This is a genomic window from Candidatus Uabimicrobium amorphum (assembly GCF_009002475.1).
GTDB lineage: Bacteria > Planctomycetota > Uabimicrobiia > Uabimicrobiales > Uabimicrobiaceae > Uabimicrobium > Uabimicrobium amorphum.
In genome coordinates this window covers 6,582,120-6,603,235 of record NZ_AP019860.1, presented here as the reverse complement: position 1 = coordinate 6,603,235, position 21,116 = coordinate 6,582,120, and the positions used below count along the sequence as shown (strand labels likewise).

Sequence of the window (21,116 nt, the reverse complement as noted above, 5' to 3'; positions counted from 1 at the left end):
GAGAGCTGTTTTTCTTGGGAGTTGTGAAATGAAAAGATTTGCGATTGTTTTTTTTATATTTGTTTTGTTTTCAGTTGCTGAAAATGATTCACAAAATACTATCCAAAAATGGATAGATCAATTACAAAGCCAGGATAGAAAACAAAAAATACAGGCGATAAAAGAGTTACAAAAAATCGGAACGGAAGCAAAATCAAGCCTTGTTATTCTAAAAAAAATATGGAAAGAAGCGGTAGATAAAAATGATGACGAATTAATTTTATCGGCAACTAAGGCACTCAGAGACATTGGCTTATCAGTTTCAATAGAAAATAACTCTCCAATAAAACAAACACGTAAAAACGCCAAGCAAAAACAACGTGCTACTTTCTCAAATGTAAACTTAGGTGGAATAAGCATACTTGGCCAGAGTAGAGACTTCTCTACCGGTTTGAAATATAACAAATGCCATGCACTGGTTATTGGAATTGATGAATATGATCACTTTACAGATCTAAAAGGACCTAATTTCGATGCAGCAGAAGTGGCAGAGGTTTTGGATTTGCGCTATCAGTTTAAAAATATTGTTTTGCTTGTTGATAAAGAGCCTGCTGTAAAACAGGGAAATGTGAAATGGAAAATTGATAGAACTACAAATAGAGTTACCAAAGAGACGCTGGAGAAATGTCTAAAAGAACTAAAGAAAAAGGTAAAACCTGGAGACGCTTTATTCTTTTACTATGCTGGTCATGGTATTCCTGGCTACATTGTAGCTGCAGATAGTCATAACGATGCAGAGGGAAAACCAGTAGAAGAAAGCATGATTTCATTAAAGGAAATTGCTGAAAAACTAGAATCCTTTGGTGCTCGCCATACATTGATGGTACTTGACAGCTGCTTTAGTGGTTCGTTATTGGAAGGCAAATACCAACCTCAATTTCCAGAGATAGCAAAGAATTCCTTTATTGCTCATGGTGGCGATAATCTAGGTAGGGTATTTCATCGCCGAGTTTTTCAGGTGATTACCGCCGGAGCGGAAGATGAAGTAGTGGCTGATAAATTGGATGAGGCATCGACGGTATATGCCCAGAAATTTAAAGATAGTCGCGGTCATTCTCCTTTTACAGCAGTATTTTTAAAAGCCCTCTATGGATTAGTAGGGCGCGCTGATGGGACAATTTTAACCTCACAGCTTGGCTACCATATGACCGATACTTTGATTAATGACAAACGTATCGGAGCTTCTCAGGCACCGCGTTATGAAGCCATTTACGGCAATGGCGACTTTATGTTTTTCCCTGCTGCGCGCAAAGTCCTTAACCCTAAATTATTATCAAATTTATATTTAACCGATAAAGATTATACGGATTTACGCCGTTCGGCTTGTGAAGCACTGGAAAAATTTATCTTTAGCCAGAGACAAGATCTTCAATCGCCGCTGGTGCAAAATGTCATTCCTCATATGATTCATATGCTCGACAAGGATGAACCTGTGCTTTCGCTTAAGCCGGCATTAAAATTTTTGCTACATATGGCCAGAGAGTATGGTGATAAGGATATACGTAATTTTTCACAAGTGATTGAGCCATTGACAAAATTATTAGAATTTGAGTTAAAAGAGGCAAGCAAAAATGGAGAAATTCGCGAAGACACTGCGTTAATATTGGGCTATCTGCATCCTTATGCCACAGTTGATGCAGTAAAACAAATGGGGATTTATGTGGGAATGCTGAAAAAAGAATGGCCGGAGAAGAAAAAGGATAAGGCAGTTCAATTGCCCGAAGGGGTATTGCCTCCTTTGGTACAAGAGAGAGAAAATCGACTTAAGCTGTTGTTTAATGAAAAACCGCTAGCCAGTGACCCTAAAATACAAATGAAATATTGGGGAGATATCCAAAGAGACTACCATAGGTTATATAACGATGGCTGGAAATTGTTATTGGAATACAAGAACAAAATAGAAAATTATAATATTTTGATGGTAAAAGCTGATGAAGTTTATCCGAAATCACTAGATGAAGTTGAGATAAATTCTAAGACTTATATGAAACAAGAACAAGCTTATCGAGAATGTGGCACATATGCGGGAAAAGCTCTTCATTATATCAAAGACTTAAAGGGCGTTGGTGTTCTTAGGGAAAGAGCGAAGGGCTTTGTGCGATTGGCGTTTTTACAAAGAAAAGAAATTTGGAGATCACCTGTATATGGAGATACTTCCGAAGTCAATTCAGTAGCATTTAGTCCAGATGGAAAAACTCTTGCTTCTGGATCAGATGACAAGACAGTGAGATTATGGGATGTAGCTACAGGGAAAGAAATACATAAGATTACTGGACATACTTATTCTGTCAATTCAGTAACATTTAGTCCAGATGGAAAAACTCTTGCTTCTGGATCACGTGACAAAACAGTGAGATTATGGGATGTAGCTACAGGGAAAGAAATACATAAGATTACTGGACATACTTCCGAAGTCAATTCAGTAGCATTTAGTCCAGATGGAAAAACTCTTGCTTCTGGATCACGTGACAAAACAGTGAGATTATGGGATGTAGCTACAGGGAAAGAAATACATAAGATTACTGGACATACTTCCGAAGTCAATTCAGTAGCATTTAGTCCAGATGGAAAAACTTTTGCTTCTTGCTCTGGTAATTCTAATTTTAGCAATGATGAACATAAAGACTACACAGTGAGATTATGGGATGTAGCTACAGGGAAAGAAATACATAAGATTACCGGGCATACTGACTCTGTCAATTCAGTAGCATTTAGTCCAGATGGAGAAACTTTCGCTTCGGGATCACATGACACAACAGTGGCATTATGGGATGTAGCTACAGGGAAAGAAATCACTAAGATTACTGGACATACTTCTTGGGTCAGATCAGTAGCATTCAGTCCAGATGGAAAAACTCTTGCTTCTGGATCAGTTGACGAGACAGTGAGATTATGGGATGTCGCTACTGGTAAACTAATAACAAAAATTACTGGACATGCTAATGATGTCAACTCAGTAGCATTCAGTCCAGATGGAAAAACTCTTGCTTCTGGATCTGACAGGACAGTGAGATTATGGGATATAGTTACAGGGAAAGAAATAACGAAAATTACCGGGCATACTAAAGGTATAAGATCATTAGCCTTCAGTCCAGATGGAAAAACTCTTGCTTCTTCGGGATCACATGACACAACAGTGGTATTATGGGATATAGTTACAAGGAAAGAAATACATAAGATTACTGGGCACACTTCCTATGTCAACTCAGTAGCATTCAGTCCTGATGGAAAAACTCTTGCTTCTGGATCTGTTGACAGGACAGTGAGATTATGGGATGTAGCTACAGGTAAACAAATAACGAAAATTACCGGGCATACTTATTCTGTATGGTCAGTAGCATTCAGTCCTGATGGTAAAACACTGGCTTCTGGATCACTTGACGAGACAGTGAGATTATGGGATGTAGCTACAGGGAAAGAAATCACTAAGATTACTGGACATACTGATCGTGTAAACTCAGTAGCATTCAGTCCTGATGGCAAAACACTGGCTTCTGCATCTGGGAGTTACAACATACGAACAGAGAAATATAAAGATTGTACAGTGAGATTGTGGGATGTTACCAGCGGTAAAGAAATAACTACAATTACCGAACATACTGCTTCTGTCTTATCAGTAGCCTTCAGCCCCGATGGCAAAACTCTGGCTTCTGCATCTGGGGGTTACAACATACGAACAAAGAAATATAAAGATTGTACAGTGAGATTGTGGGATGTTACCAGCGGTAAAGAAATAACTACAATTACCGAACATACTGCTTCTGTCTTATCAGTAGCCTTCAGCCCCGATGGCAAAACTATTGCTTCTGGTGCAGGAAACATATTTGGTTTGGGAGGACCTGATGGTGGCTCAGTAAGATTATGGGATGTTGCTACAGGGAAAGAAATAACTACAATTACCGAACATACTGCTTCTGTCTTATCAGTAGCCTTCAGCCCCGATGGCAAAACTATTGCTTCTGGTGCAGGAAACATATTTGGTTTGGGAGGACCTGATGGTGGCTCAGTAAAATTATGGGATGTAGCTACAGGGAAAAAAATACATAAAATTACTGGACACACTAATCGTGTAAATTCAGTAGCGTTTAGTCCCAATGGTAAAACTCTGGCTTCTGGATCAGGTGACAAGACAGTGAGATTATGGGATGTTGCTACAGGGAAAGAAATAACTACAATTACCGTGCATGCACATACTTATTCTGTCTTATCAGTAGCCTTCAGCCCCGATGGAAAAATTCTTGCTTCTGGATCTGACGCGACAGTGAGATTATGGGATGTAGCTACAGGGAAAGAAATACATAAGATTACTGGACACACTAATCGTGTAAATTCAGTAGCGTTTAGCCCCGATGGAAAAATTCTTGCTTCTGGATCAGATGACGCGACAGTGAGATTATGGGATGTTGCTACAGGGAAAGAAATACATAAGATTACTGGACATACTTATTCTGTCTTATCAGTAGCCTTCAGCCCCGATGGCAAAACTCTGGCTTCTGGCTCTGAGGATAACACAGTGAGATTATGGGATGTCGCTACTGGTAAACTAATAACAAAAATTACTGGACATGCTAATGATGTCAACTCAGTAGCATTCAGTCCCGATGGCAAAACTCTTGCTTCTGCATCTGGGGGTTACAACATACAAACACGGAAATATAAAGATTGTACAGTGAGATTGTGGGATGTTACCAGCGGTAAAGAAATAACTACAATTACCGCGCATACTTATCCTGTATTATCAGTAGCCTTCAGCCCCGATGGCAAAACTCTTGCTTCTGCATCTGGGGGTTGCAACACACCCGGTTTGGGAGGACCTGGTGGTGGCTCAGTAAGATTATGGGATGTTGCTACAGGGAAAGAAATCACTAAGATTACTGGACACACTAATCATGTAAAATCAGTAGCATTCAGTCCAGATGGAAAAACACTGGCTTCTGGCTCAGATGACAAGACAGTGAGATTATGGGATGTAGCTACAGGGAAAAAAATACATAAAATTACTGGACACACTAATCGTGTAAACTCAGTAGCGTTTAGTCCCAATAGTAAAACACTGGCTTCTGGCTCAGATGACAAGACAGTGAGATTATGGGATGTTACCAGCGGTAAACAGATAAGAAAAATTACTGGGCATACTCGCCCTGTAAAATCAGTAGCCTTCAGCCCTGATGGAAAAACAATCGCTTCTGGAGGAACAGTTGAGGGGACAGTGAGATTATGGGATGTCGCTACTGGTAAACTAATAACAAAAATTACTAAACATTTTAATGTCAACTCAGTAGCATTCAGTCCCGATGGTAAAACTCTTACTTCTGGATCTATAGACAAAACAGTGCTATTATGGGATATTGATACAGGTAAAGAGATAACAGAAATTACTGGACATACTGATCGTATAAATTCAGTAGTATTCAGTCCCAATGGTAGAACTATTGCTTCTGGATCGGATGATAAAACAGTACGGTTATGGGATGTTGCTAGCGGTAAAGAAATAGCAAAAATGACTGGACATGCTTCTCGTGTCAATTCAGTAGCATTCAGTCCAGATGGAAAAACTCTTGCTTCTGGATCTGTTGACAGGACAGTGAGATTATGGGATGTAGCTACAGGTAAACAAATAACGAAAATTACCGGGCATACTTATTCTGTATGGTTAGTAGCATTCAGTCCCGATGGCAAAGCACTGGCTTCTGGATCAGGTGACAAGACAGTGAGATTATGGGATGTAGCTACAGGGAAAGAAATCACTAAGATTACTGGACATACTTCTCGTGTCAATTCAGTAGCATTTAGTCCAGATGGAAAAACTTTTGCTTCTTGCTCTGGTAATTCTAAATTTAGCAATGATGAACATAAAGACTACTCAGTGAGATTATGGGATGTAGCTACAGAGAAAGAAATCACTAAGATTACTGGACATGCTGATGATGTCAAATCAGTAGCATTTAGTCCAGATGGAAAAACTCTTGCTTCTGGATCACTTGACGAGACAGTGAGATTATGGGATTTAGCTACAGGGAAAGAAATTACAAGCTTTACCAAAAACCGTTTATTGTGGATGAAACAAAATAAAAAGCCATTTCATCCCAAGAAATCATTTGCTACCTGGTTATTTAATATCGCTCTAGAAAAAAATCCCCAAGAAATTACAGAATCGTTATTTTTCTTTCATGTAAATAACAATATGAAATTAGAAAAACAAGAAACTAGATATCTATGGCAAAGCAAAGAATATTTCCACACGAATTATCCTTGGACAGATGAAAAAGCCTATGGCATCAATCAAAAACTATGGCAGGCATATCTAAATAAAAATATCTCTAATATAAAACAAAAAGACCTGGAATACTTGAGCAACTTCACCCGTAAAGACTATATTGATACTATAGCGGTTATCTATACTTTGCAACAGAAGAAGTTGGAAGCAAAAAAATATGCCAAAAAAGGTTCTAAGAATACACAAATGAGGGTAAAACTATTGCTAAAAGGATTCTCTCCCCAAGAAGTAGAAATAATAGTTAAAGATGGTCGACCAGTAGTGAAAATATTCCATCAAAAATTATCAAATATTTACCAGGAAGAGAAAATAGATTCTATTGATAAACGTGAATTAAAAATATTAGCAGCATCTACCGAAAAAGATCACTTGGAAACTGTAGCAGTAATTTATGCCTGGCTGGGAAACAAAGCACTTGCAGAAAAGTTTGCTGCAAGTGCTGAAAAAAAGACACAGTTACACGTTCAATTGCTCTTAGAACATTTTTCTCCCAAAGAGGTAGAGAGCTTTCTTGATGGTAGTATTAATACAAAATTATGGCAAATCTATAGCGAAGAAAAGAAAAGTGAGATTAATAATAGAGAACTACTATTGCTATCACGTTCACAAAAATCTGATGAACTTAATACTGTAGCGGCTATCTATGCCTGGCTAGGAAATGAACAAAAGGCAAAGGAACTGGCAGCCAAAGCAAATCAAAATACTTCTCAACGAGTACAGCTATTACTGGAGAAATATTCTCCAGGTGAAGTAGAGGCATATTTTGCTGGTAATCTTGGAAGTGAACTTAAGCAAAAATACCAACAGAACAAAACTATTTCCAAACAAGCCATAGACCTTTTAGCAAAATCCCAAGAGAACGAAGATATACAAATAGCAGCGGTACTATATGCCTGGCAAAATAATAAACAAAAAGCCGAAGAACTGCGCCAAAAAATCTCATCCACAGCAGTTCACCTGCATATCGCTCTCTTATTACAAGGATTAACCCCACAGCAACTAGAGTCCCTAACCGTTAGCCAAAAATACCTACATCATCTTACACATTACCAACGCCGCAAGGAACAAGAACGCTATAATAAAATCCTCCAAGAATGCAAAGAAGACAAAAATATCGCTACTCTACCAATACGCGATGGTATTTTTAGCCCCAATGGTCAAATTCTTGCTGGTATGGATGCCAATCACCAGAAAATTATGTTTTTCGATGTAAAAAGCGGTGACTTAGTCCAAGAAATATCTATGTCTAAAAAAATCAACCATTTTGCCTTTGCTAATGACAATAAGCTTTTCGCATTAGCTTTTGACAACGGTGAAATTAAATTAATCGATTTATCTTCTGCCAATAAAGTAGCACATTCCTGGAAACACAGTCAGGTACAACGTGTGGCTTTTTCAAAGAATGGCAAATACCTGGCAAGTGGCGATGGTAATGGCAAAATACAGTTATGGGAGATCACTAGCGGAAAAAAGATTGCTGGTATAAACAAACACCAGGATGCTATCAAGGCCCTGGCTTTTAGCCCGACAGCAGAGATTTTTGCCTCAGCTAGTGCAGATAATACAGCGCAAGTGTTTAATACCCAAGGTACACTGCTCCATAAATTTTCTCATGAGAAAACTGTGATAAGCGTAGCGTTTAGCCCCGATGGTAAACTCCTGGCCTCTAGCGATGAAAATGGCACTGCCATTATTTGGGATACAAAAACTGGTAAAGAAATCCATAAATTTACAGATCATAAAGATTGGGTCTATGTCGCTTTTGCTCCCCATGGTAAAGCTCTACTTACTTCAGCAGATGATTACTTCTTACGGTTATGGCAGCTATCTACTGGCAAAGTAAGCAAAAAAATGACCGGCCATACAAATTACATCTACGCTGTGTCATATAGCCCTGATGGCAAATATTTTACTTCATCGACGGAAAACCACACTCGTTTATGGAATGCCACCACCGGCAAACAAATCCATGCCCAAAATCGCCTGGAATGGAAAATGCTCGAATTCTATCGCGGTGAAATTACCGAACAAGATGTTCTTTTGGCGCTTGGTGGTAAGGAACAAATGGGGCAACAAACATTAGCAAAGTTTTATTATTACGCTGGGCTACACTATATTGCTAATGGCGAGAAACAAAAAGCAAGACGTTACTTTACTGACTGTCTGGCTCAAAATCAGCCAACCCAAATAGAGAGCAAGCTGGGAATAGTAGAATTAGCGGCAATGAAGTAGAGCGCTCTAATGGACTTTTATAAGAAAAATAAGTGGTGTGTTTGCTTACCACAAACGAATCGCCACTTTTCAAAGTATGATGCTGAATTTTTTTGTTGCCAAAAAATGTACAATTGCTGCTTTGCAAGTCAATAATAACAAGTTATCTTTTCCTCTTTTTATCTTGGCATGCTTTCCAGAAGTTTTAGGGTATCAATTACACTTGGAGAAACGACCAATAATAACAGTATCTTTTTACCGATATACTATCCGACAAAATTAAGAGAGTTGACACCACAGGTTAAACAGGTTAGAATTTTTGCACATAAAGGGAGATGATTTCCCATATTTTCCCCGAAAATCCAGATATAATACTGAGAAAACCTTGTAGTATCAGGCGCAAGGTGAGATTTAGTATGCATTCCAACCGAGACCACTAATTACCTTCAGGTTGTAAATATCATGATGACTAACTCCACTACAAATCGCCTTTAATTACTTATTTTATTACCTTTGAGCATGATGACTAACTAAAAATTTTAATTTCCAAAAATAATTGTCCTTGATTAACATTTTTACCTCATTTATGATATCTTTCGAGGCTAGGGATGTCGACCCCGAAAAACCGTATCTCTGACGGTCTGCCTCACATTATAAATCAGAGAAACCTTACAGAGAAAGGTTTATAAAATGTTAAAAGCTATACATTATGCAAAAGTAGAGCTTATTCCTGGAATCATTTGTGATGGCTATGTTTTAGAGAACGAAACTGCTGTTATGAGTGAACGGGGAACAGCTGCTTTGCTTAATTTAAATCAAGCCGCTTTAAATAGGATGATAACAAAGGGACTTCCAAAATCAATATCTCCCTATATAGATATTGATTTACTTACCCAAGTAGAAGCTGTAGAAGTAGAAGCTAAAAACAGTCCATATCAAGGTAGAAAAATAACTGTTTACAATAGCTACATTATCGAATCCATGATCAGAGGTTATGCCTTAGCCTTAGCTGCACATACACTAAAATCGAACCAGCGACATATTGGTGATCGTTGTGTTACTTTACTCTGTTCCTTTGTACGTACAGCTCTTGAAGCAGCAATTAAAGAAGCTTGCGGCTTCGACTCGCAAATCCAAAAATCACACCAAAACCATTACACAACTGCTATTGATTTAATTTCAGAGTTTGGTTTTCGTTGCTCAATACAAAATGATATCGCAACAAAAAAAGATATTACAAACTTTTTAAGTGTTCCTGCTGGAACTTTGAATAGCTTTCTCTATAAGCATAATGAAATTAAACCAATAAAACTAGATTATGCGACAATCCAACGAGCAGGAGGAAAAGCTCGAAGAATGAATGGTTATCATGTGAAAGATGTAGTAAAAATAGTCTTTGGTATGGATACAGCCATTGGAATAGAACTAAAGCAGCGTATGTTTGGAGAAATAAGTACGCTTTCCAAATTACATTCCAAAGATGAAATTCAGTGGCGAAAAATATTTTCAAAAGTTTTTTCGGGGTATGATTTAAGGTTTAATCATAGTATTGGTAGTCACCGTTTGCGAGTTGATTTCTTTGTTCCTGACTTACTTCTCTGCATGGAGTGTAATGGATATTCTCATCGCAATTATAACCCTGAATGGGAAGTGCAACGAGAAAAAATAATAACTAAAAAATATGCTTTGGTTCGTTTTCATCGCGAAACACCTTTAGAGTGCATCTTCAATGCTATTTTGCAGGCCAAACCAGGTAAAGTCGTACGTTTATACTCAGATCAAAAGGTAAGTCTAACAAAATTTTTAAGTCATAATTAATTTCCGATTTATAAATGGGTTTGTTACAATACAAACCCATTTATAACTACACCGATATCTTAACTTCTATTTTTTTTATATGCACCTACCATATTAGCATCTTCCACTTATAACATAGTGCCAGACTCGCAAAGCATTCTCGCAAAGCATTTGACTCGCAAAGCATTTGATCTCTGTGAATGTTGCTATACAATCCTAAACTAAAGTACATCAGGAGGTAAATATCAAGCCTATTAATATCATTTTGTAATATGCAACTACCGACTGACATACGCAAATGAGAATAAACTTGTTAATGAGAAAATTGAGTGTTTTTAAATCACTTATTCAACAATATAGTATTTGGTAGGTGTGAAAAGGTGTGTGTTAACAAATGAAAAGTGTGTAAAAAAATGCGCATTGTTGAAATATTGACAGACTTCGCCTGTGGTCATTAATATCACAAAGTTCAAATTAGTTAGAACTCAAGTATTAGGCTTTCTTAAACATGCAGTTTGAGAGTCGAGAAAATAACTTTTTCGGTTTTTGTAAAACTTGTGGGATGTATATTTGGTAATAATTTCTTTAATGAAAGACTCCGTGCCAAGTATTAAACCGTAAGGAAAATGTGGTTGCTTAGAGAGCAATCCTTTTTCAAGCATCCGTTCTTCCATCATCGCAGCATATCTTTTCCTTTTTTCTTTTACTGTATCGCCCAGACTCAGATAGATATCATGAAAATCAATTACTACAGGTCCTTTACCATTTGTATGTTGGTTATAGCTACTCCATTTCCATTCTTTTGGATGTTTAGTTACGCCGTTTCTCGTCATGTTCATCTCCCCTTAACAACGCACACTGTTTTGAAATAGTAATTCTATACCCTTTTCATCCCCTTCATGGACAAAAACTTAAAGTATTAAAAAATTCAAGTGAAGAAATTGTTACAGTGATAGATCCTGACGGTTTTAAGAGAAAAATTCCTATATGGATGACAAAACCAGATGCCCAAAATTACAAACTTTCGTCTCAAAAAACAATTAGTGTAAGCAACTTATTATTGTTGTCAGATCTTCTTGAAAAAGAAAAAAAGAATACGGAAGAAAAATAAGTTTTATGGTAACGGCAGCCTTCCTAAGATTTAAAGAGGAGGGCAATATGCAACAACAATACTTTAATTTTGAGGCAGAAAAAGAAGCCGTAAAAATATCAGAAAAAATTGAATTAGAATTAGTAGCGATAATGGTAAAAGCGATATTAGAAGCAGATGGCAAGGAACAAAAAAATGGAGATAAAACAAACGAAGATAACTATAAATCATTTACAACGTAAAGCAGTAGTCTATTTGCGTCAGTCGACAGAAAGACAGGTAAAATATAATAGAGAGAGTACAAAACTACAATATGCTTTAGCTAATCATTTAAAGAAATTAGGCTGGAGTGATGTAGAAATAATAGATGATGATTTAGGAACTAGCGCTGGAGTTGGTAGTAATAGAGCTGGATTTGACAAACTAATCGCAATGGTAGCAAGAGGAGAGGTAGGAATAATAGCGAGTCGCGAAATATCACGTTTTTCGCGCACAGATAAAGACTGGTGTCAATTATTGGAAATTTGTCAGATATTTGATACTCTGATTGGAGATAACGAAGGAGTTTATGATCTATCTGTATTAGGAGATCAACTAGTATTAGGCATAAAAGGAACCTTGAGTGTTGTCGAGTTAAAAACTATTCAAATGAGAATGATGGCAGGTAAGTTAGAAAAAGCAAAAAGAGGTGAATATTTCACAATACTACCTGTTGGATATCAACTAGATGTACTGCGTAAAGTTGTTAAAGATCCAGATCTACGTATACAAGAAGCAATTGAGCTGGTATTTAAAAAATTTAGAGAACTGTGGAGCGTAAGAAAATTATATCTTTGGTTCAATGAAGAAGGTATAAAGTTACCTGTTCACAGTTGTTATGGCGTTGGGAGAAAAATTGTTTGGCAATTACCATCATATGCATTTTTGAGTGCAGTAATTAAAAATGCATTCTATGCAGGAGCGTATATTTATGGATGGGAAGAAACGAAAACGATAGTCAATGATGGAAAAATAAAGAAAATACGTACAAAAAACACATCACCAGAAAATTGTAAAATCTTTATTCCAGATCATCATCAATGTTATATTAACTGGGATACGTACAAGGAAAATAATAGGATATTGACAGGAAATAAAGTGACGCGCAAAAGTGATAATCAAGGATCTATACGTAAAGGTAGTGCTTTACTCGTTGGCGTTCTTACATGTGGTTCTTGCGGTAGAAAAATGAGTATACAATATAGAAGTAAAACCAATTACTACTATGGGTGTGTAGGAAAACATGGTCTCCAGAAGTATTGCTTTTGCTTTTCTGGTTCTAAAATAGACGAGAAATTCTCACAAGAAATTCTTAGCGCAATTTCGCCATTAGGTATAAAAGCAAGTCTACAAGCAATAGAACAAAAGCAAGATCAACATAACGATAAACGTTTAGTATTCGAAAAGCAATTCCAACAGTTACAATACGAAGCTAATCGTCTATTTGAACAATTCGATGCTGTTGATCCCAAAAATAGACTTGCTGCTGTTGAACTGGAAAAACGCTGGAATAGTAAACTTGAAGAAGTAAATCAAACAAGAAAAATGCTACAAAACATCGCGGAACCAAAAGTTCTGTCTAAATTAGAACGCAAAAAAATTTTTAAATTAGGCGAAGACTTTACACAAGTATGGTGTAACGAAAATGTTTCTTTGGAAACCAAAAAACAAATTATTCGTACTGTTGTACGCCAAGTCTTTGTGTATTTAGGTACAGATACAGAAATACTTCGTTTTGTCATTCATTGGCAAGGAGGTACCCATACAGAGTTTTTTATCGATAAGCCTCTTCCCTTTGGGCGCACTTCTAAAAAATGTATAGAGGTTGTTAAAGGTATGGTTAAACAGTATAGCGATTTTGAAATTGCAGATAAACTTAATAAACTTGGTTTAACAACTGGAAAAGGAAATCCTTGGCAAAGGAAAAATGTAAGATCTCTTCGCTATGCTCACTCTATTCCTGTATATCAAGAACCTAATGTTTTTACAAAAAATCAGGCCGCTAAATATTGTAATGTTAGTACTAAAACTATAGACAAATTAGTATCAGCTAATGTTGTAAAAAATTATGCACAACCTGGCACACAGCCTTGGAAAATTAAGCAGGAGGATTTAGGCTCTCAAAGAGTACAAAGAATTATTCAACGATTGCGTGAAACACGTAAAGTTATTATCAACGATCAAGATTGTTTAGATTAGTATTTTATACTGTTATTCAAATTCAGGAGTTAAATATGGTAGGTATTATTGAGGTGGGGTGTTTAACTCAATATAAAAAATTGTGTTTAGTAACTGATTCTCCGACTCAATGATAGTTGAATAGAAGCGCTCTCCCCAAAAGTGCCCTGTTCTTTTGTGCCTGCGATTGTAATTTTTTGAATACTGCCCATTGATATACTGCATTAGTTTTGACAGGTTATCCTCTGCTGGTGTTGAAATTAACAAGTGAACGTGATTACTTGTGATGCAGTAAGCATGAAGTTTAAAACCGTATTTTTGTCGCGCTTTTTCTACAACTTTTAGATATTCTATGAAGTCTTCATCTTCTCGGAAATAGAAGTTTTTGTTATCACACCTTGTGGTGATATGGAATAAACCGTTAATCATTGATATTCTTATTGGCCGCATCTTTCTTTTTCCTGATATGTAAAATGGTTAATAAAATTTTATTTCGCTATTTTACATACTCATCCGACAAGAAATCTCATTTCACTAATAGCACTCTCCTGTATGCTAATTTATTGAACGGTTTTATCGGGTTCATAGGCTCAGTCTGGCACTATATTTTGACTAATACCACATTTTCACATAGCGTTTTCTCGCAGTGTATTTTCCAAGTAGATTTCGCAACAAAAAAATCTTATGTTACGAAAACTATCAAGCTATAAATATTAAAGCGACTATGGTTCTGTAACTGGTCTGGCACAAACTTGATATCAATTCAAAATTACATTTTGAAATCGGATAGCTTTATTTTTTTTTCATATTTTCTTCTACCTGTTTAGGAGCTTTTCCTTCTAGAAGTAGTTTTACTCTCTTTGGGGTTTCTGCTATAGCTTTGGCTGCGTATTCGTATGCTTTTTTCGCATTTCCTTGCCAAGCATAAATTGTTGCTACAGTATCAAAGTAATTTTTATTCTTAGACAGCGATAATAATTCTATGTCCATCTGATGGAAGATTTTTTTTTCTTCTAAATATGCATTCCATAAACATCTATTTAAAATTGCAAGACCTGATTCAATAGTTGCTTTATTCCTCTCTGTTTGGACAAACTCTCTAATGAAGGGAAGTACTTTTTCTCCTATATTTATCAGTATTTTTTTTGCAGAATATCTTACATGATAATTTTTATTTCGTAATAATGGAATGAGAGGTGATATTTTTTCTATTCGTATCAGTGCCTCAACTACAGATTTTTCTACATGTCTATTATCGTCTTGTAGTAATAGGATGAGAGTTGGTACGGCCTTTTCTGCTTTTTTTCCAATCATTCCTAATGTTTCTGCAGCAGAGCTTTTCACTAACCAGTCTTCATTTTTGAGTAATAAAATAAGCGTTGGTACAGCTTTCTCTGCTTTTTCTCCGATTTTACCCAATGTTTTTATTGCATATGTTCTCCCAAAAAAGTCTTCCTCTTTTATTAAAGAAACAAGGGCTGGTATTGCTTCCTCTACCTTTCCCAATTGGATCAATGCCTCTGCAGCAGAAAATTTCAGATCTAAATTTGGTTCCTGTAAGAAAGAAATTAGGACTGGTGCTGCTTGTTCAGCTTTTTCTCCTATAAGTCCTAAAGCTTCCACCTCACGCACTCCCACATAACTATTTTTGTCTTGTAACAAAAGAATAAGGTCAGGCACAGCAGTATGAGCTTTTTCTCCGATTTTTCCTAAAGCTTCTGCTGTATACATTCTGACATATTTATCTGGATCTTTTAACAAAGGAGTAAGGATGGGCACCACTTCTTCAGCTTTTTCTCCGATCTGTCCTAAAGCTTCTGCTGCATTTCTTCTATCATATTTATCTAGGCTTTTCAATAGAGGAATAAGAGTGGGAACTGCTTTTTCTCCTATATTTCCCAATACTCTGATCGCATTTTTTCTAACATATTTATCTGAATCTTTCAACAAAGGGGTAAGAATCGGTATGGATTTTTCTCCTATATTTCCCAATGCTCTGGCTGCAGAACTTCTTACTTCTGCGTGCTGGTCTTGTAGTAGAGATATAAGAGTTGGTATAGCCTTTTCAGCTTTTTCTCCGATACTTCCCAAAGCTTTTATTACAGAACTTCTCACTTCTGAGTCCTGGTCTTGTAGTAGAGATATAAGAGTGGGTACAGCTTTTTCAGCTTTTTCTCCCATCTTTTCTAATGCTTTTGCTGCTTCCCTTTTCACATATTGATTATTGTCTTGTAGTAAAAGAATAAGAGAAAAAACAGCATCTCTACCTATTTCTCCCAACACTGCTGCCGCAAAGCCCCTGACACCTACATCTTTTTCTTGTAAAAGAGGGATAAGAAAAGGGGTCACTGTGCTAGATTTTTCCCCTATCTTTCCCAATATTTGGACTGCCTGACTCCTCACAAGTATATTTTCTCGCAATAGAGGGATAAGAGAGAGCAAGGCTTTTTCTCCTATTTCGTTCAACGCTACAGAGGCCTCCCTCCTCACATCTGAATTCTTATCTTGTAATAAATTAACAAGAGAAGGTACCACAGTATGAGATTTTTCCCCTATTTTTCCCAATGCCCGGATTGTTTCTATCTTCTCATGTTTATCCTTTTTTAATAGGGGAATAAGAAAAGAACTTACTACATAAGCTTTTTCTCCTATATTTCCCAATGTCCTAATTGCTGTGGCTCTCGCCGACCTGTTTTTGTCTTGTAGCAAAGGAATGAGAGCTGGCACAGCTTGTTCAGCCTTTTCTCCTATAGCTCCTAATGCCCTGGCTGCAAGTATTCTCATATGTACATTTTCATCTTGTAGCAAAGGAATGAGAACTGGCACAGCTTTTTCTCCTACCAGACCCAATGTTTCCAACACACTTATTTTTACATTTTCATCTTGTAGCAAAGGAATGAGAGCTGGCACAGCTTGTTCAGCCTTTTCTCCTATAGCTCCCAATGCTTCGACTACATTCATTCTCACATTTTCATCTTGTAGCAAAGGAATGAGAGCTGGCACAGCTTGTTCAGCCTTTTTTCCTATAGCTCCCAATGCCTCAACTACATTCATTCTCACATTTTCATCTTGTAGCAAAGGAATGAGAGCTGGCACAGCTTTTTCAGCCTTTTTTCCTATAGCTCCTAATGCTTGTACAGCAGAGTTTCTCACTTGAGAATCCTGGTCTTGCAATAAAGAGATCAGAGCTGGTACAGCTTGTTCGGCTTTTTCTCCTATTATTCTTAGTGCCTTTGCTGCAGAGCTTCTAACATAAGAATCTGGGTCTTGTAACAATAGAATAAAAACTGGTACAGCTTTTTCTCCTATAATTTTCAATTCTTGTTGTGCATTTACTGTTATATAGAAATCTTGCGCTTGCAATATTGGCTTTTGTGATAAAAGGATAAGAGAAGAAAATGCTTTTTCTCCTATTCTTCCTAGCGCCCTTACTACACTTTCGATAAAATCATTTTCGTTTTCTAGTAAAGCGATGAGAGCTGGCACAGCTTGTTCCGCTTTTTCTCCTATCTGTCCCAATGCATCAACTACATTTCTCCTCACATTTTCATCCTGATTTTGTAGCAAAGAGATGAGTGTTGGCACAGCTTTTTCAGCTTTTTCCCCTATAGCTCCCAGTGCCTGTGCTGCATATGCTCTAACATATTTATTCTCGTCTTCTAGAGCAAGAATGAGAGCTGGCACAGCTTTTTTTCCTATCTTCCCCAGTGCCTGTGCGGCAAATTCTTTTGTATTTTCATCCCCATTTTTGATAAGAAAAATGAGGTTGGGGACAGCTTTTTGAGCTTTTTCTCTTATAGCTCCCAGTGCCTGTGCTGCATATGCTCTAACATATTTATTCTCGTCTTCTAGAGCAAGAATGAGAGCTGGCACAGCTTTTTCTCCGATTTTTCCCAATGCTTCTGTTACCCAAATGTCTTGATCTTTTAATGCGAGAATAAGAGCGGGGACTGCAGCATGAGCTTTTTCTCCAATTTTCCCCAATGTATCCACTACATGCTGTCTCACAGAACTATTTTTGTCTTGCAACAAAGGAATAAGGTCAGGTACTGCAGAATGAGCTTTTTCTCCGATTTTTCCCAATGCTTCTACGGCAGAACTTCTCACATCGTTGTCTTTTAGTGCGAGAATAAGAGCGGGTATTGCAGAATGAGCTTTTTGCCCAATTTTCCCCAATGCCTCCACTACATAACGTCTCACAGAACTATTTTTGTCTTGCAACAAAGGAATAAGGTCAGGTACTGCAGAATGAGCTTTTTCTCCGATTTTTCCCAATGCTTCTGCTACAGAACTTCTTACCCAACTGTCTTGATCTTTTAATGCGAGAATAAGAGCGGGTACTGCAGAATGAGCTTTTTCTCCGATTCTGCCTAATATTTCAACTGCAAAGCTTCTTATAACTGAATCTTGGTTTTGCAACAACTGAATGAAGACTGTTATGGTTTCTGCTGTTCCGATGTTTTTTAGGGATTTTTCTGTCTTCCTTCTCACATCTTCATCTGGATCTTTTAGTAAAGAGACAATAGAAGGTACAGCTTTTTCAGCTTTTTTTCCGAACAACCCTAATGCACTTACTGCAGAGCTTCTTACACCTGAATTTTGATCCTGTAACAAAGGGATCAGAGCTGGTACTACTTCCTCAGCTTTTCTCTCTATTTGTCCTAATATCTCTGCTGCAGAACTTCTTACATCATTGTTTGGACTTTTTAGTAATTCTTTAAAAATCATCACAATTGAATATTTATATTTTTTCTTTTGCGAAATTGTAAGAATAGCTGCCTTTTTACCAAGTGCATCTATTGCATTTATAGAAAGAAAGAATTTTGCAATAAAAGGTTCTAGAACATCCTTTTCTCCAAGGAGGTAAGATATTGCCAACCTCGTTTCTTCATCAATTTCAGGATTGATTGCTTCAGAGTACAGATTTTCAAAATTTACTTCTACTAGATAAGGAAGAAAAAACTTTTTTTCTTCCTTATCTAGTTTCGAAATAAATGAAAATAACGATTTTTTTTTCCAGTTTTCAAAAGGCAATAAAAGATGGGTTTTTGAGGATAGATTATTTTTGTCTTTTGCAATAGCAAGTCTGTTGATAATGGAAAGAAAGGCCCTTTCTCCTATCATTTCAAGATCTTTTGCTACATCAAATCTTACCGCATTATATTTTTTTGCTAGCAGTTCTAAAAGAATGGCCAAATCTCTACTGTCTTTTTCTAAAAATTTTAAAACTTGTTTCCTTATGTTTTTATCCCTGGTGACGAAGTAGTCTATAAAATCTTGATCTTCCAATTTTTCTTTTAGCTCTTCAAAAGCATCTAGTCTTTTTTGTGTATCTTTTTCTGCAACGGATAAAAATAAATTCTTTTGCCCTTCATATTTATCTAGTTCTGCTACCCCTTTACTATTTAACCAATAATATATCTTAATATTTTCGTAGTAATCGTTTGCTTGTTGTGATAGCAATTTTCTATTTATTTGCTTTTTTAATTTTTCTTCTTCCATCTCCACTATTTCTGGCCTTAATCTATTTCTCTGTTTTTCCCATTTTGCTTTTTGTTGTTGATGGTATTTTTTCAATATATCCACTGTTTCTACACTTTTTATGTGTGGGGATAGAGACCCAAGGCATTCAATAGCCAGATGCGTATTACTCTCCATAGAAAAAAATGTAGGATTCTTTTTTTGGGTTAGAATTTTTACTAGAGTTGGTACAATTATCGAGAATTCTTTTACCTCAGCATAGTCTTGTGTCATATGCTTGATAAACTTTAGCGCTGCTACACATGGAATACTTTGTTTATCTTCTAATAATTTCGCAATATGAGGTAAAGCACTTTTTATAAGGGAAGCCTTCTCTTTTTGGTTTTTCTGGTCATGAATGAAATTTTTTAAAGCTTCGCAACCTGATCGCCGAAACACAGCAAATTCGATACCATTTAGGTATAAAGGTGCAACCATTTTAGGATTGAGTACTTTTTCGCTAGGAAAAAACATAAAATCACCATTGCCACCAACATTTTCATAACGTGGTGCCTGAGATGCTTTTATGCGATCATCATTTACCAGTGTGTCCATCATGTAGAAGCCGAGTTGCGATGCCAGGATAATTCCATCATCCCTTCCTGTTAGCCCCTGTATTGCTTGTAAAAATACTGCTGTGAATGGCGAATGGCCTCTGCTATTTTTAAATTGTTGTGCATACACCGTTGAAATTTCGTCTAACTTGTCGGCAACAACTTCATCCCCTGCTCCAGCAGTGATTACCTGAAAAGCCCGGCGATTAAATACTCTGGTTAAGTTATTTCCTCCTGGATCAACAAACTCTTTGCTTGTTAAGTGGGAAAAATCGGGGCGATGTTCTTTTTCTAGTAGCGAGCCACTAAAACAACTATCCAATACCATCAAGGTATGCCGAGCGTTTAAAACTTCCAAATTTTTAGCAATCTTTGTTAGAGAAATCATAGTTTCTTTAGCTGGTTGACCTGAACTTAAAACTTTTTGACTGTCACCAGCGACAATATAGCCTGGCACACCGTGGCCAGCATAGTAAAAGAACAAAGCATCTTTGGATTTGATCTTATTTGTTTTAAGCTTCTTAATACTATTTTCGATCAGCTCTTTTGTTACTTTTCCTAGCTTAACCTCTATATTTTCTCGAGAGACAATAGGAGCTTTGTCTGTAAGCAAGAGGATGTTTTTAAACTGATATCTATCATTTAGCACTTTGGCAATTTCAGATGCATCAAAGTTCGGTCCTTGTAAGTCTGTAAAGTTGTCGTACTCATTGATTCCAATAACAATAGCATAACAATTTTCGTATTTTTGTTTTGAAGGGAAGTCATTGCTGGAACCAAGAACCGTTATACCACCGAGGTTTTTTGTTAAGTTTGAGGGGTCCGCACGATAGCTCTTTTTTTTGGGTTTGATACTAGTATGTTTATAATGAAGTTGTTTTTTTTCAATGCTACGAACCATTTTCTGAATTAAGATAACTAGTTCATTATCGTCTTCTTTTAGTGTTTGATCCCATATTTTTTTTACAATGTCTGTGTCCAGCTTCTCTTTGTAACTTATTTCTTTTAGCATTTTTATGGCTGATAGCTTTTGTTTTTTAGTCCCATTTTGTAGTTGATCTATCCATTTTTGCACTACCTGTTGCGAATGGTTATTTTCAGCTATCAAGTACACAAACAAAAAAACAGTGAGTAGTACGAATTTTTTCATCCCAAATCCTAACTAAAAACTTTTTCCCAGAAACGTTTTGCAATAACAAAGCACCTTAAGTTGGAGTTAAATCTAATTTGATGGCAAGGAGGTGGCAAAGGTGGCAAAGGTGGCAAAGGTGGCAAAGGTGGCAAAGGTGGCAATAAAATTATACCAAGATGGCAAAAGATGTGCTATAATGATTACTCATTTAACAAGGAGAAATAGTTCGGAGATACTGTCAGAATGGTGTAAGCCGAGCATTTATCTAGACTTCAATAA

The 21,116-nt window shown here is 36.8% G+C and carries 8 protein-coding genes; 4 read left to right on the top strand and 4 right to left on the bottom strand.

Translation table 11 applies throughout. The features are described from left to right. Positions 1-28: 28 nt before the first annotated feature. A complete protein-coding gene (locus UABAM_RS33810) occupies positions 29-8,548 on the top strand; it encodes a WD40 domain-containing protein (RefSeq protein WP_151970407.1) in 8,520 nt (2,839 codons plus the stop codon). Here UABAM_RS33810 and UABAM_RS34265 read toward each other — a convergent pair. Then, positions 8,469-8,675 (bottom strand): hypothetical protein, encoded by a 207-nt coding sequence (locus tag UABAM_RS34265; protein WP_368239100.1) that lies wholly within the window; start codon positions 8,673-8,675, stop codon positions 8,469-8,471. The genes UABAM_RS33810 and UABAM_RS34265 overlap by 80 nt on opposite strands. Positions 8,676-9,217: 542 nt before the next feature. Here UABAM_RS34265 and UABAM_RS23335 point away from each other — a divergent pair. Further along, positions 9,218-10,345 (top strand): hypothetical protein, encoded by a 1,128-nt coding sequence (locus tag UABAM_RS23335; RefSeq protein ID WP_151970406.1) that lies wholly within the window; start codon positions 9,218-9,220, stop codon positions 10,343-10,345. Positions 10,346-10,809: 464 nt separating this feature from the next. Here UABAM_RS23335 and UABAM_RS23330 read toward each other — a convergent pair whose 3' ends face one another. After that, complete coding sequence (locus UABAM_RS23330) at positions 10,810-11,157, bottom strand: hypothetical protein (RefSeq protein WP_151970405.1); 348 nt, start codon at positions 11,155-11,157, stop codon at positions 10,810-10,812. A gap of 325 nt (positions 11,158-11,482) precedes the next feature. On the opposite strand from UABAM_RS23330, the gene UABAM_RS33520 reads away from it, so the two are divergent. Both UABAM_RS33520 and UABAM_RS23325 read left to right on the top strand, forming a co-directional pair. Next, the gene (locus UABAM_RS33520) at positions 11,483-11,656 is read left to right on the top strand and encodes a hypothetical protein (protein ID WP_173013522.1); all 174 of its coding nucleotides are present in this window, start codon (positions 11,483-11,485) and stop codon (positions 11,654-11,656) included. After that, positions 11,610-13,652: a recombinase family protein gene (locus tag UABAM_RS23325; protein WP_173013521.1), complete on the top strand. Its 2,043-nt coding sequence runs from the start codon at positions 11,610-11,612 to the stop codon at positions 13,650-13,652. The genes UABAM_RS33520 and UABAM_RS23325 overlap by 47 nt, the downstream gene beginning before the upstream one ends. 45 nt (positions 13,653-13,697) lie before the next feature. On the opposite strand, the gene UABAM_RS23320 is transcribed toward UABAM_RS23325, so the two are convergent. Beyond that, entirely contained in the window at positions 13,698-14,081 is a 384-nt protein-coding gene (locus UABAM_RS23320; RefSeq protein WP_151970403.1) for a transposase, read from the bottom strand. A gap of 342 nt (positions 14,082-14,423) precedes the next feature. Next, positions 14,424-20,855, bottom strand: coding sequence for a HEAT repeat domain-containing protein (locus UABAM_RS23315; RefSeq protein ID WP_151970402.1), 6,432 nt, complete (start codon positions 20,853-20,855; stop codon positions 14,424-14,426). Between the last annotated feature and the right edge of the window lie 261 nt (positions 20,856-21,116).

Bases quoted from the DNA above. Each gene is read 5' to 3' on its own strand.
- UABAM_RS23330 (WP_151970405.1), bottom strand. From the start codon at position 11,157: ATGACGAGAAACGGCGTAACTAAACATCCAAAAGAATGGAAATGGAGT.
- UABAM_RS23315 (WP_151970402.1), bottom strand. From the start codon at position 20,855: ATGAAAAAATTCGTACTACTCACTGTTTTTTTGTTTGTGTACTTGATA.
- UABAM_RS33520 (WP_173013522.1), top strand. From the start codon at position 11,483: ATGCAACAACAATACTTTAATTTTGAGGCAGAAAAAGAAGCCGTAAAA.
- UABAM_RS23320 (WP_151970403.1), bottom strand. From the start codon at position 14,081: ATGCGGCCAATAAGAATATCAATGATTAACGGTTTATTCCATATCACC.
- UABAM_RS23335 (WP_151970406.1), top strand. From the start codon at position 9,218: ATGTTAAAAGCTATACATTATGCAAAAGTAGAGCTTATTCCTGGAATC.
- UABAM_RS23325 (WP_173013521.1), top strand. From the start codon at position 11,610: ATGGAGATAAAACAAACGAAGATAACTATAAATCATTTACAACGTAAA.
- UABAM_RS33810 (WP_151970407.1), top strand. From the start codon at position 29: ATGAAAAGATTTGCGATTGTTTTTTTTATATTTGTTTTGTTTTCAGTT.